The 15,703-nt window shown below is 61.4% G+C and carries 16 protein-coding genes; 11 read left to right on the top strand and 5 right to left on the bottom strand.

Annotated elements, in window-relative coordinates; genetic code table 11:
- Window positions 1-387 precede the first annotated feature (387 nt).
- Together YH62_RS20165 and YH62_RS20160 are read right to left on the bottom strand one after the other, a co-directional pair.
- Window positions 388-1,275 (bottom strand): SMP-30/gluconolactonase/LRE family protein, encoded by an 888-nt coding sequence (locus YH62_RS20165; RefSeq protein WP_046796026.1) that lies wholly within the window; start codon window positions 1,273-1,275, stop codon window positions 388-390.
- Window positions 1,276-1,312: 37 nt separating this feature from the next.
- On the bottom strand, window positions 1,313-2,083 hold the full coding sequence (locus YH62_RS20160) for an SDR family NAD(P)-dependent oxidoreductase (protein WP_046796025.1): 771 nt from the start codon (window positions 2,081-2,083) through the stop codon (window positions 1,313-1,315).
- Between the two features lie 361 nt (window positions 2,084-2,444).
- Here YH62_RS20160 and YH62_RS20155 point away from each other — a divergent pair, with 361 nt between their 5' ends.
- The 10 genes from YH62_RS20155 to YH62_RS20110 all read left to right on the top strand — a co-directional run bounded on the left by YH62_RS20155 (window position 2,445) and on the right by YH62_RS20110 (window position 12,098).
- On the top strand, window positions 2,445-3,176 hold the full coding sequence (locus YH62_RS20155) for a LuxR family transcriptional regulator (protein WP_046796024.1): 732 nt from the start codon (window positions 2,445-2,447) through the stop codon (window positions 3,174-3,176).
- A gap of 330 nt (window positions 3,177-3,506) precedes the next feature.
- A complete protein-coding gene (gene apbC, locus YH62_RS20150) occupies window positions 3,507-4,652 on the top strand; it encodes an iron-sulfur cluster carrier protein ApbC (RefSeq protein WP_046796023.1) in 1,146 nt (381 codons plus the stop codon).
- 329 nt (window positions 4,653-4,981) lie between these two features.
- On the top strand, window positions 4,982-5,953 hold the full coding sequence (locus YH62_RS20145) for a magnesium transporter CorA family protein (RefSeq protein WP_052760466.1): 972 nt from the start codon (window positions 4,982-4,984) through the stop codon (window positions 5,951-5,953).
- Between the two features lie 16 nt (window positions 5,954-5,969).
- The gene (locus YH62_RS20140) at window positions 5,970-7,871 is read left to right on the top strand and encodes a potassium transporter Kup (protein WP_046796022.1); all 1,902 of its coding nucleotides are present in this window, start codon (window positions 5,970-5,972) and stop codon (window positions 7,869-7,871) included.
- Between the two features lie 127 nt (window positions 7,872-7,998).
- Window positions 7,999-9,168, top strand: a complete 1,170-nt coding sequence (locus YH62_RS20135; RefSeq protein ID WP_137326876.1) for a cell wall hydrolase — start codon at window positions 7,999-8,001, stop codon at window positions 9,166-9,168.
- 249 nt (window positions 9,169-9,417) lie between these two features.
- Window positions 9,418-9,783: an AtpZ/AtpI family protein gene (locus YH62_RS20130; protein ID WP_046796020.1), complete on the top strand. Its 366-nt coding sequence runs from the start codon at window positions 9,418-9,420 to the stop codon at window positions 9,781-9,783.
- Window positions 9,784-9,841: 58 nt separating this feature from the next.
- A complete protein-coding gene (locus tag YH62_RS20125; RefSeq protein WP_046796019.1) occupies window positions 9,842-10,594 on the top strand; it encodes a F0F1 ATP synthase subunit A in 753 nt (250 codons plus the stop codon).
- Between the two features lie 68 nt (window positions 10,595-10,662).
- Window positions 10,663-10,890 (top strand): F0F1 ATP synthase subunit C, encoded by a 228-nt coding sequence (locus tag YH62_RS20120; RefSeq protein WP_046796018.1) that lies wholly within the window; start codon window positions 10,663-10,665, stop codon window positions 10,888-10,890.
- Between the two features lie 82 nt (window positions 10,891-10,972).
- The gene (locus YH62_RS20115) at window positions 10,973-11,608 is read left to right on the top strand and encodes a F0F1 ATP synthase subunit B (protein ID WP_137326875.1); all 636 of its coding nucleotides are present in this window, start codon (window positions 10,973-10,975) and stop codon (window positions 11,606-11,608) included.
- A 4-nt stretch (window positions 11,609-11,612) separates the two neighbouring features.
- Window positions 11,613-12,098: a F0F1 ATP synthase subunit B gene (locus YH62_RS20110; protein ID WP_046796016.1), complete on the top strand. Its 486-nt coding sequence runs from the start codon at window positions 11,613-11,615 to the stop codon at window positions 12,096-12,098.
- A 122-nt stretch (window positions 12,099-12,220) separates the two neighbouring features.
- On the opposite strand, the gene YH62_RS20105 is transcribed toward YH62_RS20110, so the two are convergent.
- The 3 genes from YH62_RS20105 to YH62_RS20095 all read right to left on the bottom strand — a co-directional run bounded on the left by YH62_RS20105 (window position 12,221) and on the right by YH62_RS20095 (window position 15,016).
- Window positions 12,221-12,865 carry an HAD family hydrolase gene (locus YH62_RS20105; RefSeq protein ID WP_046796015.1) on the bottom strand — a complete coding sequence of 215 codons (645 nt, stop codon included), beginning with the start codon at window positions 12,863-12,865 and terminating at the stop codon, window positions 12,221-12,223.
- An 81-nt stretch (window positions 12,866-12,946) separates the two neighbouring features.
- Window positions 12,947-13,618, bottom strand: a complete 672-nt coding sequence (locus tag YH62_RS20100; protein ID WP_046796014.1) for a ribonuclease HII — start codon at window positions 13,616-13,618, stop codon at window positions 12,947-12,949.
- 240 nt (window positions 13,619-13,858) lie between these two features.
- Entirely contained in the window at window positions 13,859-15,016 is a 1,158-nt protein-coding gene (locus tag YH62_RS20095; RefSeq protein WP_046796013.1) for a PA0069 family radical SAM protein, read from the bottom strand.
- Window positions 15,017-15,147: 131 nt separating this feature from the next.
- Between YH62_RS20095 and YH62_RS20090 the strand changes: the two genes are divergently transcribed.
- Window positions 15,148-15,666, top strand: a complete 519-nt coding sequence (locus YH62_RS20090; RefSeq protein WP_046796012.1) for a glycosyl transferase — start codon at window positions 15,148-15,150, stop codon at window positions 15,664-15,666.
- Window positions 15,667-15,703 lie beyond the last annotated feature (37 nt).

Below are 15,703 nucleotides of genomic sequence, written 5' to 3'. Positions count from 1 at the left end.
GCCGGGGCGGGTGCCGGGGCAGGAGCAGGATCGGCAGGCGCCGAAGGCTGAGCCGGTGCCGGCGTAGACGGAGCGGGGTTCTGGGCGAAAGCCGGTGCCATGGCTGTCGAGGCCGTGAGGATGGCTGCGGCTGCCATTGTGCTAAGGGTCTTCTTCATGTCGAACCTACCTTCCTCTCGATGTTTCGGTTGGTTTCGGTGAACGCGCGGTTCCTCCGGACAGGAGACTCCAAGCCGCGCCGGTTCGACAGGAAAATGATCCCTCGACGGATTAGTTCCGCAAATATTGCCGATTTTTTAGGCGAAATTTGCGGAACATTTCTTGTTTTCAGTGGTTTGGGATATCTTTTTTCTTTTCGGCCCAATTATATGCCTGACCGAGCGGCTCCTAGAGCCGGTAGGTCGGATCGGCGGCCCCGCGGATCGGGATATCCAGTTCGAAGAGCGCCCCGGCGAGCGGATCGGCGGCCCGGCCGGCCTCGTCTAGTCCTTCCCAGGCGGAGGTTACTGCAAGCCGCCCGGCTCCCTCGAGAACGAAGACGGGGCAGGACGTGTTCTTTGCCGGCAGCAGATGTCGCGCAAGCCGGCGCCCGGAAGTATCATATTCATCGACCGCGCCGGCGCCCCAGCGGGCGTTCCAGATATGGCCGTCCAGATCGCAGACCGAACCGTCCATGCCGCCCGGCTCTCCGCTCGTATCCACAAGAAGCGTCGCTTCGCCGACCGGCAGGCCGGTCGCGGGGTTGAGCGGCACGGACATCAGCCGGTTGACGCGGGTATCGACATAATAGCCGATGGACCCGTCCGGCGAGAAGCAGATCGAATTCGGAATGCTGATGTTCTCGACGAGTTTCGTCACCACGCCGCCGGCGACGTGATAGATCGCGCCGGCGCCTGTTTCGGACCGCTTGCTCATGGTGCCGATCCAGAGACTGCCGGAAGGGTGCGTTCTGCCGTCGTTCGAACGATTGCCGGGCTTGTCGATCTCGAGCTGGACATAGGGAGAAAGTGCGCCGGTCGCCCGGTCGCGGATGAACAATCCCTCGTCCGATGCGATAAGCTGTCTGCTGGAGTCAATCCGGGCAAGCACGCTTCCCATGAAGGGGAGGGCGTGGGCGCGCTTCTCCCCCGAGGCGATATCGAGTTCGTGCAGCGTCTTGCCGAGAATGTCGAACCACCACAACGTGTCAGTGTCCGGATCAAAACTCGGTCCCTCACCGAGGTTGCACAGCGTGGAGGAGAGGATTTTTCCGTCGAATGTGTGGACTGGCGTCATGTGAGGCAGGTTCCCCGGTGTGTTGGCAGGAGATGGTTCACAGAACGCCCCCGTCGACGATCAGCGTCTGTGCCGTGATGGCCGCGGAGGCGTTCGAGGCGAGGAAGAGGCAGGGGGTCGCGATATCCTGCGGCAGCAGGCTGCGCTTCAGGCACTGCCTGGCAATCATGGCGGCGATATCATCCTCCGACTGCCAGAGGCGCTTCTGCCGTTCGGTCAGCACCATGCCTGGCAGGATGGCGTTGACGCGGATATTCTCCGGCCCCAGCCTTCCCGCCAGGCTCTTGGTAAGCCCGACGATGCCCGCTTTTGCGGTGGTGTAGGAAGGCATTTCGCCCATGTTCAGGAGGTAGGAGATCGACGAGAAGTTGACGATCGCACCGCCGCCGGCGGCGCGCATATGCGGCAGCGCGGCCTGCGCGGCGAAGAACATCTGCTTCAGGTTTATCGCCTGGTTGTTGTCCCAGTATTCCTCGGTGACGCGGTCGATGTCATGGCGGTCGTCCCAGCCGGCATTGTTGACGAGAACCGAAAGCGAGCCCATCGTCCGCGCAGCCTCGTCCACCGCGGCGCGGGTTTCCTCCACCTTGCGCAGGTCGGCCTTGAAATAGGCGACCGGATGCTGGCAACGGGCGGAGAGGCGGGAGGCGAGTGCGCGGCTTTCATCCTCGGCGATATCGATGATGGCCACTTTCGCGCCCTGGTCCGCGAAGGCTTCCGTCAGCGCCGCGCCGATACCCGAGCCGCCGCCGGTAACCAGGACGCCGCGGCCGGCAAGATCCGGATGCCGCACGATTGGGTCGGTCAAATTGCTTCTCCTCCCGGCAATTCTTCGCTGGTGCTTCTTCTAGCGCGGGAGCAAGACGGAAGACAAGCGCGCGGCGCGCCGGGAAAGGCTGGTTAGTCCCGCGCAAGCAAGATATGAAAGAACCGATCATCTATCATCATGATTTGATGCAGGCGATCGCATTAGGCATTCCTCCGAATCGGAAGTAGTAATAAGCAGGTAGGACGCGTACCGCGGGAGAGATCGGCCGGGACTGATGCAAGGTCGGGGTCGAATGTGGTTCGCGATGGACCTGTCGTGATAGGAAAGGCCGGCTTCGATAGATGAACGAATGGCTGGTAGGCCATTCCTCCGGTGGATCGAGAGCAAAGAAAAGCGGGCGATGTCCAAGACTGAAAAAGTTGGTGAGGCTGCCAGATTAGACGACGATCTCGAAGAGATCACCCGTCTCAAGACGCAGTTCGACGTCTTTCGCTATATGAAGCGGATCACGGAATCCTATGCGGCCCGCACCTTCATGGTCGTCAATCTGCCCCCTTTTTCGTCGCTGGAATTGTCCGGCAATACGATCATCACCAATTGGCCGAGCGAGCTGCTTTCGCTTTTCGACCGTGCGGGCCTGCTCCAGTCCAGCCCCGTCATCCGGCGTCTGCGTCGCACGACCGCGCCGTTTATCTGGGATACGGACACCATTGCCGAGGAGAGGGGTAGCCCGGTTTCGAAGAACCTGTTCGAGCGCTTCGGGCTGAGATGGGGCGCGTGCTTTCCCGTTCACGATGTCGCTGGCGGGCGCGGAGCCATAACCATCGCGGGCGAGGGACCGGTCTTCTCTCCGCAGCAGATGATGGAATTGAGCTACATCTCCATCCATGTGTTCAACCGGCTGTCGGAGATCCGTAATGTCGATAACCGCGCAGTCGAACTGCTGACGGATCGGGAGATCGACTGCCTCAACTGGACGGCGGCAGGCAAGACGAGCGTGGAGATCGCGGAGATCCTCGGGCTCTCGGAGCATACGGTGAACCATTACCTCAATCGGGCGGCGAGAAAGCTCGATACCGTCAACCGCACCCAGGCGGTTGCGAAGGCCCTGCGGATCGGCCTTATCAAATAGCCATTGCCCACTTTTTGAACATGGGCAGAAAATAATCATTTCAATTTGGGGCAATTCCGCTCGCCGGAGCGGATGACCTTTTACCTCGATCGGCTGAAACGGGGGGAATTACGCGGAATCTTCCCATCTGGCATGTTTCGTGCTTCTCTAGGAGCAGGTCCAGAGGGGACTGACAAGCGTCCCAAGAGGCGCGACGAAGAAAACCGCCGTCCGATTTAGGCGCCATCCGGCTGCCGGCCGGACGGCGGCTCTTTATATCTTCCGATCGTCTTGCTGCATGTCCGGGCGACCTCCTATATAGGCCCAAAGGTGCTTGAGGAGTTGGAAGACATGCCCGATGTGACGAAGGAACAGGTTTTGGAAACGCTCCGCAAGGTGCGCGGTCCGGACCTCGAGGGCGATATAGTCTCGCTCGGCATGGTCTCGGACGTCTTCATCTCCGATGGCAAGGTCTATTTCTCCATCACCGTTCCGGCGGACCGGGCCAAGGAACTCGAGCCCCTGCGCATGGCCGCCGAGCGCAGCGTGACGGCGATACCGGGGATCAAGGGCGCGCTGGTGACGCTGACGGCCGACCGCAAGGCGGGTTCGGCACCCGCCGCCGCTCAGGCCCGCCCGCAGCCGGCACCGCCCCAGACGCATCCCCATCCTCCGCAGGGGCAGGCTCGCGAGAAGGCCGGCGTGCCGGGCGTCGGCGCGATCATCGCGGTCGCCTCCGGAAAGGGGGGCGTCGGCAAGTCCACGACCGCGGTCAATCTCGCATTGGGCCTCAAGGCCAACGGGCTCAGGGTCGGCATACTGGATGCGGATATCTACGGTCCGTCCATGCCGCGGCTGTTGAAGATTTCGGGCCGGCCGGAGCAGATCGGCAATCGCCTCATCAAGCCGATGGAAAATTACGGCTTGAAGGCGATGTCCATGGGTTTCCTCGTGGACGAGGAGACCGCGATGATCTGGCGCGGGCCGATGGTGCAGTCGGCGCTGATGCAGATGCTGCGTGAAGTCGCCTGGGGCGAGCTCGATGTGCTGGTGGTCGATATGCCGCCCGGCACCGGCGACGCCCAGCTCACCATGGCCCAGCAGGTGCCGCTGGCGGGAGCCGTGATCGTCTCGACGCCGCAGGATCTGGCGCTCGTCGATGCCCGCAAGGGCATCAACATGTTCCGCAAGGTGGAGGTGCCGCTGCTCGGCATCATCGAGAACATGAGCTATTTCATCGCTCCCGATACCGGCAAGCGCTACGATATCTTCGGCCATGGCGGAGCCCGCAACGAGGCCGAGCGGATCGGCGTGCCTTTCCTCGGCGAGGTGCCGCTCACGATCGACATCCGCGAGCGTTCCGACGCGGGAACGCCCGTTGTCGCTTCCGATCCTGAGAGCGTTTCGGCAAAGATCTATCGCGAAATCGCCGCCAAGGTCTGGAGCGAGCTGGAGGGCCAGGTGGCAAGACCGGCGCCGGCAATCGTTTTCGAATAGCGCATAAAGAAAAGAGCGCATTCCTATAAAGATGCATGAAAGTTCGAGGGCGGGCCTGAAAACGCGTCTTCGACTTTCGTCCGGGGCGGCTTCGTTCGGCATTCATCCCAAGCCATTGATCGGTATCGGAAACACCCGCGCCGAAAGAGTGGCTTGAACCTTTGGCCTTGCCGAGTCATGTTGCGCCGCAAACGACCTGCCTTAGGCGGCTCTTGATTTTGGCGGCGGCTGTCTTTATAGCCGCCTCCCGCCGAAGTCGACGTTTCCATGAAGGAACCGGAACGCCGGTTTTTCGTTCGAGGCCGACGATCTTCGGCCGGAGATACGATTTGATCAACGCCTATCGCGCCAATGGCTCCCTTACGACGCTTGCGCCGGCGGAATCGCTGCTCGCTCTTCCCGATGACATAGTCTGGATCGACCTTGTGCACCCGACCAAGGAAGAGGATGCCTATGTCGAGAGCCTGATCGGCATCCAGATTCCTACGCGAGACGAGCTGAAGGATATCGAGCCTTCGAGCCGGCTTTACATCGAGAATGGTTCCGTTTTCATGACCGCCTCGCTGGTCTGGAAGGCGGACACCAACATTCCGGAACTCACCGATGTCGCCTTCATCCTTTCCGGCGGCCGCCTCATCACCATCCGCTATGCCGAGCCGAAGGCATTCCACCTCTTCATCGCCGCGCTTGGGCGGTTTCCGGATGACATGCGCGACGGTACGACGCTGCTTGCGAGGCTCCTGGAAACCATTGCCGATCGCACCGCCGAAGTGCTGGAACATGCGGTCATCCGCATCGACAGGCTTTCCGACGAAATCTTCCGCGATCGCGGCAAGCGGCGTCCGCCGCGTTTTCTCGAAGGCAAGCTTGCCGATATTTCGGAGCATCACCGGCTGATCAGCAAGGTGCGTGACAGCCTCGGCTCGCTTTCCCGCCTCCTCACCTTTCTTCTCAACGTGCCGCGGATCGAGGAGAGCAAGCATGACGGCAGCCTGTGCAGGACAGTCGCTCACGACGTGGAGACGCTTTCCGAGCATGCGGCCTTCATCGCCGCCAATATCTCCTTCCTGCTCGACGCCTCGCTCGGCCTCATCAATGTCGAGCAGAACGCCATCATCAAGATATTCTCGGTGGCGGCCGTCGTCTTCCTGCCGCCGACGCTCGTTGCTTCGATCTATGGCATGAACTTCAGTTTCATGCCGGAGCTTCAGTGGTACTTCGGATATCCGCTCGCACTTTTCGCGATGCTCATGTCCGCGATCATCCCCTTCTTCTTCTTCCGCTGGAAAGGCTGGCTTTAAAAGCCAGACGAGGCTTATGGGCCACTCCACTTATTCCGATACTGCCGAAGAACCGCGTAGCCAGGGGCTGTTCGCGCTTGCGCTCGGCTCCGTCGGCGTCGTTTACGGCGATATCGGCACCAGTCCGCTCTACGCATTTCGCGAGGCGCTGAAGCCGATTTCCCATGACGGCGTGACCCAGGCCGAGATCATCGGCCTGATTTCGCTGATCATCTGGACGCTGACCATCATCGTCACGATCAAATACGTGCTCTTTCTGCTGAGGGCCGATAACGACGGGGAGGGCGGCACTCTCGCCTTGCTCGCGCTCCTCACCAAGACCGGCAATGGTCACAAGGCGTTCTTGATGCTGCTCGGCCTCATCGGCGCGGCCCTCTTCCTCGGCGATGCGATGATCACGCCGGCGCTCTCGGTGCTTTCCGCCGTGGAAGGGCTGAAGCTGGTGGCGCCCACTATGGAAAACGCCATCCTGCCCATTTCGATAGGCATCCTGATCGGCATCTTCATGATCCAGTCGAAGGGCACGGGCCTGGTCGCGCGCTTTTTCGGGCCGATCACCGCCCTTTGGTTCATCGTGATGGGGGCGGGCGGCATCGCCCATATCTTCGATGACCTCAGCATCCTTGCCGCCTTCAATCCGTTGCATGCGGTGGAATTCATGCTGAGAGAGGGCTTTATCGGCATCGTCGTGCTCGGCGCCGTTTTCCTGACCGTCACGGGGGCGGAGGCCCTTTACGCCGATCTCGGGCATTTCGGCCGCCGACCGATCCAGTGGGCCTGGTTCCTCCTGGTGTTTCCGGCATTGACGCTGAACTACCTGGGGCAGGGGGCTCTGGTGTTGAAGCACCCGGAGGCCATGTCCGATCCCTTCTATCTGATGTTCCCGAAATGGGCGCTGCTGCCGGTGGTCATCCTCGCCACCGCCGCGACGATCATCGCCAGCCAGGCGGTCATCACCGGGGCTTTCTCGCTGGTGCGGCAGGGCATCCACCTCGGCTACCTGCCGCGCATGCAGATCCTGTTCACCTCGGAAACCAATACCGGGCAGATATTCCTTCCTTCGGTGAACACGCTGTTGCTCGTCGGCGTCATCGCCCTGGTTCTCGGCTTTGGAAGCTCGGAGGCGCTTGCCACCGCTTATGGCATTTCGGTGACCGGTGCGATGGTGGTGACGACGCTGATGGCTTTCGAGTTCGTTCGCCTGCGGTGGAGATGGCCGCAGAGCTTCGCGATCCTCACGCTCGCGCCGCTGCTGGCGCTGGAACTGGTCTTCCTCGGCGCCAATCTTCTGAAAGTGCATGACGGTGGCTATGTGCCCGTCATGATGGCGATCGTCTTCACCATCGTCATGTGGACCTGGAAGCGCGGCAGCGCCATTCTCTTCGATAAGACCCGCCGCATCGACGTGCCGCTCGAAGCTTTCATACCGATGATCGAGAAGAAGGGAGAGCATGCTCCCGTCACCGTGCCGGGTATCGCGATCTTCCTGACCAGCGATCCGGAGACGGCGCCGGCGGCGCTGCTCCACAACATCAAGCACAATCATGTTCTGCATGAGAAGAACGTCGTCTTGACGATCAGGACGATCAACAAGCCGCGGGTATCTTCCAGGGATCGCTTCAAGGTCGAGAAACTGTCGGAGCGGTTCACCCTCATCGAACTGCGCTTCGGCTTCATGCAGACCCACAATGTCTCCCAGGCGCTGGCGCAGCTTCGCAAGAGTGGGTTCAAGTTCGACATCATGTCGACCTCCTTCTATCTCGGCCGGCGCAAGCTGATACCGGATGCCGAATCGGGCATGCCCATGTGGCAGGATCGTCTGTTCATCGCGCTCGCCAACACGGCGACCGATCCATCCGATTATTTCCGTCTGCCGGCCAACCGCGTGGTGGAGCTCGGCTCGCATGTCATCATCTGACCGCTGACATTTATGTGAGCGGCATTTGAGCCCCATTTCAGGGCGATTGCGCCGCCGCATTAACCGCTCATCAAGGTTAATGGATGATTCTTTCGAGGATCATTATTGCCTTGTGGAGTAGCCGGTGTTGCGTTCGTGGAGCGTTTTGCGTCGCAGGTTCCCGTCCCGTCTGGACGGATGGACTTCCCCCGCCGTCTTCGGCCTTGCCTGCTGGCTGGCCTTCCCTTCCGTGCCCGCCCAGGGCGACCTCGCCGATCTGCTGACCGGTTTCGACCGGAAAGGCGAACAATGGCGCATGGTGTTGACCGAATCCCCCGCCGGTTCGATCCACACGGCATCGCTTGCCTTTCCGGGCGGCAGGTCCTCTGGTGATGCGGGCATTACATTGCCCGATGGGCGCAAGGTTGCGCTTGCGGGCGGCAAGCAGGGCAACGATCCGCGCAGCGACGAGGAACGCGTCAATCGTCGCGCCAAAAAAGGCCGCGTCATCGCGGTCGAGCCGATGCTGCCGCCGAGGGCCTTTTCGGCCGGCTCCATCCTCCAGCGCAGCAGCAGCCTCGTGCGTCCTCCCTTGCCCAAGGAGGAGCGGACCGCCTTTGCCCACTCCGCAGAGGAAGCGAAGGCGATCGAACTGGCCTCCTTCTATTTCCGCAGGGACGAGGAGGAGAAGCATGATGGGGTCGTCTCGCCGATGATCGCCGGACTGGTTACAAACAGGGATGCCGACATCCTCGCGACCGCCTATGCGCCCTCGGCGCCGGACTTCGCGCGCCAATCGCCCTTCGATGCCATCCTGAAGGATAAGCCGAATGGCGGGCGGTTCATTCCGCCGATCGGACCGGAAGACCATGCCTGGGCGGCGACCCCGCTGCCGCCCTCGGTATTTTCCGCTCGCGAGCAGCAATGTCTCGCTTCCGGCATCTATTTCGAGGCGCGCGGCGAATCCGCCCGCGGCCAGGCCGCCGTCGCCCAGGTCATCCTCAACCGGGTGCGCAATCCCGCCTATCCGAAGACGATCTGCGACGTCGTCTACCAGAACGAGGATTGGCGCAATCGCTGCCAGTTTTCCTTCGCCTGCGACAACATCAAGGACCGCGTCCGCTCCGAATATCACTGGAAGATGGCGCGCGAAGTGGCCATGGCCGTCACCGCCGGCAAGGTATGGTTGACCGAGGTTGGCTCCTCCACCCATTATCATGCCGTCTATGTCCGGCCGAAATGGGCGCGGAGCATGAAGAAGGTCGGCCGCATCGGCCTGCATGTTTTCTACCGCACCTATGGCGGCGGCTGGAGCTGAGAGGCGCCGATTCCCGCGACAGTTTTACCTGGATCAGGTTGTGCTCGCCTTAAGTTTTTGAAATTCCTCGGCTAATTAACCTTGAATGAAGCGGTGCGGGTGCCTTGACTATACCAGCCGTCAAAACTATGTTGCGCGCGACTTGAAAACGGGCCGGAAGGCGCGAAATCCACGGTGACGGCATGTTTTTGGCAGTCGGAACGGTTCACGAACCGGCTACGCCAGGGATTTGCGCCCGGGAGGACGCGAATGACGGATGATCGTGACGATAGTCTGGAAGAGCGCCGGAAGCGCTTGTCGGCGGAACTCGCGGGCAAGCGTGCGGATGACGCGGCAGAGGCGGCCAGGGACGCAAGTTCCGAGGAAAGCCGAAGGGGCATGGCCCTGGGCTTCAAGCTGTCTTCCGAGTTCATATCCGCGATCGCGGTCGGCGCCATTCTGGGGTTTCTGCTCGATCGTTTCGCCGGTACGTCGCCGTGGGGGTTGGTCGTTCTGCTTCTCCTCGGCTTCTGTGCAGGCGTGTTGAACGTGCTCCGATCTGTCGGGGTGGTGGCTCCGCCGCCGACCTTTCAGAAGCGGGGCGACAAGGACAAGGCGGGAACGGGCGGCCTCTAGGTCTCCCGGTGTAATATAAGGTCAGCCGTCGTGGACGGCGCAGGCAAAGAGGTAGACGGTGGCTAACGATCCGATCCATCAGTTCCAGATCCAGAAGATCGTTCCGATCGAGATCGGCGGCATCGACTTTTCCTTCACCAATGCTTCTCTTTTCATGGTTGCGACCGTCGCTGCGGCGGCCGGCTTCCTCTATTTCGCCACCTCGCAGCGCGGGCTGATCCCCGGCCGTGCGCAGTCGGTCGCCGAAATGTCCTATGAATTCATCGCCTCAATGCTGCGCGAAGGCGCCGGCAGCCACGGCATGAAGTTCTTCCCGCTCGTGTTCACGCTGTTCATGTTCGTGCTGACCGCCAACATGCTCGGCATGTTCCCCTATTTCTTCACCGTCACCAGCCAGATCATCGTCACCTTCGCGCTCGCGGTCCTGGTGATCGGCACCGTGCTGGTCTACGGCTTCTACAAGCACGGCCTTCACTTCCTGAAGGTCTTCGTGCCGAGCGGCATCCCAGGTGTCCTGTTGCCGCTCGTCGTCGGCATCGAAATCATTTCCTTCCTGTCGCGTCCGATCTCGCTCTCCGTTCGTCTTTTCGCGAACATGCTTGCAGGTCACATCACGCTGAAGGTTTTCGCAGGTTTCGTCACCTCGCTCAGCGCGCTCGGTGCGCTCGGCATCGGCGGCGCAATCCTGCCTCTCATCATGACCGTCGCCCTGACTGGTCTCGAATTCCTCGTCGCCTTCCTCCAGGCCTATGTCTTTGCGGTGCTGACTTGCATGTACCTCAACGACGCGGTCCACCCCGGCGGGCACTAAGGATAACTACCCATTGGCGTCCTGAGGCGTCAGTCATCAGCCGCAACACCCATTCGAAGGAGTTCATCATGGAAGCGGAAGCAGCAAAGTTCATCGGCGCGGGTCTGGCTTGCTTTGGCATGGCCGGCACGGCTCTCGGCCTCGGCAACATCTTCGGCAACTACCTGTCGGGCGCCCTGCGCAACCCGTCTGCCGCTGACAGCCAGTTCGGCCGCCTGGTATTCGGCTTCGCCGTTACGGAAGCTCTGGGCATCTTCTCGCTGCTCATCGCTCTCCTCCTGCTCTTCGCAGTCTAAGAGCTTGCCAGGATCGGGATCACGGCCGCTTTCGAGAAGCGCGCCGTGATCCTTCGCATTTGGAATACACCTGGAGGTGATGATGATCGTGACCCCGGCACTCGCGCAGACCGCGCCGGCCGCCACTGAAACGCCTGCAGCGCCCGCCGGCGATACTCATGCTGCGCCTGCGGGCGAATTGCATACCGAGACCGGCGTTGCACAGGGCGAAGACCACGGAACGGGCGTTTTCCCGCCCTTCGACCCGACTCATTTTGCTTCGCAGCTTCTCTGGCTCGTCATCACCTTCGGCCTCTTCTATCTCCTGATGAAGCGGGTCATCGTTCCGCGTCTCGGCGGCATTCTCGAACACCGCCACGACCGGATCGCCCAGGACCTCGACGAGGCCTCCCGCCTGAAATCGGAAGCCGATACAGCGGTCGAGACCTATGAAAAGGAACTCGCCGCCGCCCGCTCCAAGGCCAACGGCATTGCCGAAACCGCGCGCGAGGCGGCCAAGAGCAAGGCCGCTGCCGATCGCGCCGCGATCGAGGCGGAACTGGCCGAGAAACTCTCCGCCGCCGAAACCCGGATCGGCGAGATCAAGGCCAAGGCCTTCGCCCAGGTCGGCGCCATCGCCGAAGAGACCGCGACGGCCATCGTCGATCAGCTCATCGGCAAGGCCGGCGGCGACGACATCAAGACCGCGGTTGCCGCGGCAGCGAACGGAAAGGCCTGATCCCATGGCGTTCGATGCAACCTTTTACGCCCTCGTCGGTCTTATCCTCTTCTTCGTGCTCATCATCTATCTGAAGGTGCCGGGCATGATCGCGAAGTCGCTCGACGAACGCGCCGAAAACATCGGCAACGAACTGGCGGAAGCCAAGCGCCTTCGCGAGGAAGCCCAGGCGCTGCTCGCTGAATATCAGCGCAAGCGCAAGGAAGCCGAAGCCGACGCTGCCAATATCGTTGCCGCAGCCGAGCGCGAGGCAGCCCTTCTGAGCGAGGAAGCCCGGCAGAAGACGGAGGAATTCGTCGCCCGCCGCAATGCGCTTTCCGAGCAGAAGATCAAGCAGGCCGAGGCCGAAGCGATCGGTGCTGTCCGCGCCGCCGCCGTGGATCTGGCGGTCGCTGCCGCCGAGAGCGTCATCGCCAAGAAGGCCGATGCTGCGACCCGGAACACGCTCTTCAAGGACGCCGTCGATCAGGTGAAGTCCCGCCTGAACTGAAAGGCGTGAACGGAATTCAAAAAGCCGGGCGAGAGCCCGGCTTTTTTGTTTTGAGATCTAACCAGTCTCGGCACCGGTGTTGTTGCCCGCTATTGCGGTGGCAAATTGGAAGAGCCGATTGCCTATTGCCACAGATGCCTCAGCCGTGGATGCTGCTGAATATCGTCTGGCGAAGTAAAGATCACTCCCTCCCAACCGCTACTGATCGCAAGTTCAACGATCTCCGGCTGGTCATCGAAGAAAATCGGCCTCTCCTCTGCGCTAATTGCAAGCGTGCGATTGATGGTTTCGAAGAACCGGACATCTTTCTTCGGGTGACCAATTTGGGCGCTGTAGAACATGCGTTCAAAATATCTGGAAAAGCCGAGTTCGTTCCAGAGATAGCGTGCGCGATGATGCTCCTGCCCCGTCGCGACGTACATCTTCGCCCCGCTACTCTCCCTGATGTTATCTATAAGATTGAAAACGGACGCATTTACATTCGCGTCCTTCTCGAACCAGTATCGCATAAATTCATCGACATCGTCTTGGTAGCCGACCTGCGGAAGAACATCGGCCAAGGCGTCACGCAAGTCGCGGCGACCAGTGACACAATCAAACATCGGTGATCTGGTTCGCGCGCCGGGAATACCAAAGAACAGTTTTTGAAAGGCGTCTCTGTCGATGCCCAGGTCGGTCTGAAGGTTGGCGTCCCATGGCTTGCGCAATGCGCTGTTTGCGTGCCAGCCATCTATGAGTACCCCATCGACGTCGAAGAAGATTCTCATCCTTGTCACCGGACTTTGGATTTGATGGTTTTAGCGCTCAGGCTGGAACGCACCAATTGGTCCACGGCCACGGCAGTAACTTTACTCCTCCGCCAGAACGCCATCCTTCTTGAGCGGCCTGAAGCTCATGCGGTGGAGCAAGCAAGGGCCGTGCGTGTCGATGCCGGCGCGGTGCTGCGGCGTCCCGTAGCCGGCATGATTGGCAAAGCCGTAGGCCGGGAAAACGTGATGGGCCCTTGCCATCATCCGGTCGCGGGTCACCTTGGCGATGATCGAGGCGGCTGCGATGGAGACGGAGCGGGCATCCCCCCGGATCACCGCCTTGCCGGGGCAGCAAAGCCCCAGTGGCACGTCGCGGCCGTCGGTGAGCACATAGGCCGGCGTGAGGGAAAGCCCGGCGACCGCGCGACGCATGGCATCCAGGCTTGCGCGCAGGATGTTGCGCTCATCGATATGCCGGGGACCGGAGGCCGCGATGGATACCTCGGCGGTTGCGAGGATCGCCTCGAACAGGTTTTCCCTCTGGGCGGCGGTGAGCTGTTTGGAATCGTTCAACCCGTCCGGAATGTTGTCGGGATCGAGGATGACCGCCGCTGCTACGACCGGCCCGGCAAGCGGGCCGCGTCCGGCTTCATCCGTACCGGCGACCGGCCAGTGGCCGGCTTTCCGCGCCGTCAGTTCCAGGCTGAAATCCGGTACGAGAGGCACTTCCTCGAAGAGCATCGGAGAATCGGGCGGCGTGCGGGTCAACATGCGGCAGAGACTCGCACGCCGACCCGATCTCCTGCAAGCCCCGGCAAGCGATTGCGGCTTCGCTATCCACCGAGGGGCGTCGGTGGGCCGGGGCATTTCGGCACGGGACGGTGGCGGGGACGTGCCGAAAGGGGTTTGCATGTCACGGAAAGGGCAGGGAGCCTGGTTTCCGAGGGCATGCACGAGAAAGAATTCAAAACGCATCGCCTGGATGTTTCCGGAGGCAATGCGCCTTACCGTTCAGAGCAATGAAAGCTGGATACCGCCTCCATCCGGTCTGACGAAGAGGTCGTCGCGAAGCGGCAGGCCGCGTCGGGTCATGCCGAGCCGTTTGACCGCCATCTCGAACCTGCGGCCGATCTGCCAGGCATAGGGCCCTGCGCCCTTCATCCGCTTGCCGAATTCGGCATCGTAATCCTTGCCGCCGCGCATCGAGCGCACGAGCGACATCACGTGCCGGTAGCGATCCGGATAGCTGCGCAGCAGCCAGTCCCGGAAAAGCGGGCTGACCTCCAGCGGCAGGCGAAGCAGCACGTAGCTCGCTTCCCTTGCGCCGGCTGCATGCCCGGCATCGAGAATCCTTTCGATCTCGTGATCGTTGAGCGCCGGTATCACGGGTGCCACCATGACCGCGGTCGGAATGCCGGCATCGGTCAGCGCCTTGATGGCGTCCAGGCGCTTGGGAGGGGTCGAGGCGCGCGGCTCCATGGTGCGGGCAAGCTTGCGGTCCAGCGTCGTCACCGAAATGCCGACCTTGGCGAGCCCCTTGGAGGCCATGTCCGAGAGAATATCGATATCGCGGGCGATGAGCGCCGATTTCGTGACGATCGCCACCGGATGATTGGCCTTCTGCAGCACTTCGAGGATCTGCCGCATGATGCGCCATTCCCGCTCGATCGGCTGATAGGGATCGGTATTGGTTCCGATTGCGATCGCCCGCAGCTTGTAGTCCGGCTTGCTGAGTTCGCGTTCGAGCAGCTTCGGCACGTCCGGCTTCACGAAGAGCTTCGATTCGAAATCAAGCCCCGGCGAAAGTCCCATAAAGCTGTGAGTGGGGCGGGCGAAGCAATAGATGCAGCCATGCTCGCAGCCGCGATAGGGATTGATCGAACGGTCGAACGAAAGATCCGGAGATTCATTGCGGGTGATCGCCGTGCGCGGCTTCTCCACCTGCACTTCCGTCTTGAACGGGGCGAGTTCCTCGATCGTCTGCCAACCGTCGTCGAATACTTCGCGGCGCTCCTCTTCGAAGCGTCCGCTCGGATTGAGGCCCGCGCCTCGACCACGTCGGCGATCGATCTCGATGCGCAGGCCGGAAGAGTTGACCAGTGCATCGGCAATATCTGCCGTATGGGCAGGCGCGAGTGCAGCCTGCCGCAGTTGGGACAGCTCGTTCATGGAACACTCCTGCCGGGAGAAACTCCCGTTCGTGATGATTAAATTCCTAGGCCAAAAATGAGAACATTGCAAGAACAAAATTGGGAAAGGTTTTCTGGCATTCCATTGTGCGATGCGTTAAGTCTTGGCCCATGCTGACTGTGATCATGGAATGCCGCGACCAGGAATCGGAGCTGGCGCAGACGCTTTCGGGCCTTGTTCCCGCAGCGGTGGAGGGGCTCGTCAGCGATGTGGTCGTGCTCGATCACGGCTCGCGGGACGGTTCCTCCCACGTGGCCGATGCCGCCGGCTGCCGCTTTCATGAGAATTGGGATATCAAGGATATTTTGCGCTCGGCGCGTGGCGAGTGGCTGCTTCTGATGGAGCCTGGGGCGCGGCTGCAATCGGGCTGGATCGACGAAGTCCACGAATATGTGGCGCTCAACAAGCTGCCGGCGCGGTTTTCTCCCGCCCGCGGCTATCGTCCGCCCTTCCTTCGTCGCATCGGGCGGAAACAGCCGCCCCTCGAATACGGTTTCCTGCTGCCGAAACGGCAGGCGGTAGAGCTGGCCAGTTCCGGCATGGATCTTGTCGCTCTCGCTCGCGGCCGGAAGACCTCGAAACTGACGAGCGAGATGATCCCCGCCTGGGTGGCCAAGGCGGCCCGATAACCAAGCCTAGCCGCGCCGATTTCCATGGAAATGGAGG

The organism is Rhizobium sp. LC145 (assembly GCF_001005825.1).
Classification (GTDB): Bacteria; Pseudomonadota; Alphaproteobacteria; order Rhizobiales; family Rhizobiaceae; genus Neorhizobium.
Note: the sequence above shows the minus strand (reverse complement) of the source record. Positions and strands in the feature narration are given on the sequence as shown.